The sequence below is a fragment of the Synechococcus sp. H55.2 genome (genome assembly GCF_047462495.1).
Classification (GTDB): Bacteria; Cyanobacteriota; Cyanobacteriia; order Thermostichales; family Thermostichaceae; genus Thermostichus.
In genome coordinates this window covers 1-842 of record NZ_JANSJH010000210.1, presented here as the reverse complement: position 1 = coordinate 842, position 842 = coordinate 1, and the positions used below count along the sequence as shown (strand labels likewise).

Here is an 842-nt window from a genome sequence, read left to right as displayed (position 1 = left end):
TGGAGAAGAGGGGAACGGCTGCGAGAGGAAGACTTGGCAACATACAGACAGGCAGGAGAGTAGAGCAGAATGGACAAGGGAGAGGAAAAAGCCCGGCTTGGGTGGGGGTTATTGCTGAGAAAAACGACACCGAAACGATTATTGATCGGGCTGGCTGTCCAAGCAAAAGCCTGATCCAGGGATTAATGCTCGACTTAGGAGATCTTGCGGATTTGTCGGCGGCGCTCCTCGTACTCGGCGCGGGTGATCAAGCCTTGCTGCAACTGACTTTGCAACTGCTGCTCGGGATCCCGGACTTCCCGATCTTGCGCACTGGTCCAGTCCAGCTCGATGAGATCCCGGTTGAAGCGAAAATCGAAGTCCTCATTGGTCATGGTGAGCAACCATAGCCCTTCCAGCAGGCAGAGCGCTCGTAGCCCATAGCTGAGGATCTGCAGGGGAATAGAGGGAACCAACACCATCAGCCCCACCAGCAAGTACACCCAGCCCCAGCGCTTGTGGCCCATGTAAAAACGCTGCAGCCCTGGGATCAGCACCCCCAGCACTGCCAGCCAGCCGGCTGCCTCGCGAACCAAGCGCTGACGTTTTTGAAGAGGGGTATCGGAGCCCTCGCTCTCGGCCATACCCTGCCCCACCTACACGTGCCACCAGGCTAGCGCAGTTTCCCAGGGCTTGGCAGAGGGGGAGGGAACACCAGCTCCAGGTTGGGCAAGCAACTGCCGCGTATACTTGATGGGGGCAGATCGGAGGGCAAAGATGGCAGAGCGGGAGCTGGCGGTGGCGATCCTGGCAGCGGGCAAGGGCACCCGCATGCGGTCGCAATTGCCCAAGGTGCTGCACAA

General features: G+C 59.4%; 1 protein-coding gene. It reads right to left on the bottom strand.

From position 1 onward, the window contains the following. Positions 1–194: 194 nt before the first annotated feature. Complete coding sequence (locus NW844_RS12970; RefSeq protein WP_414336248.1) at positions 195–623, bottom strand: SHOCT domain-containing protein; 429 nt, start codon at positions 621–623, stop codon at positions 195–197. Positions 624–842 lie beyond the last annotated feature (219 nt).

Coding starts and splice junctions, on each gene's coding strand:
- NW844_RS12970 (WP_414336248.1), bottom strand. CDS start 623: ATGGCCGAGAGCGAGGGCTCCGATACCCCTCTTCAAAAACGTCAGCGC.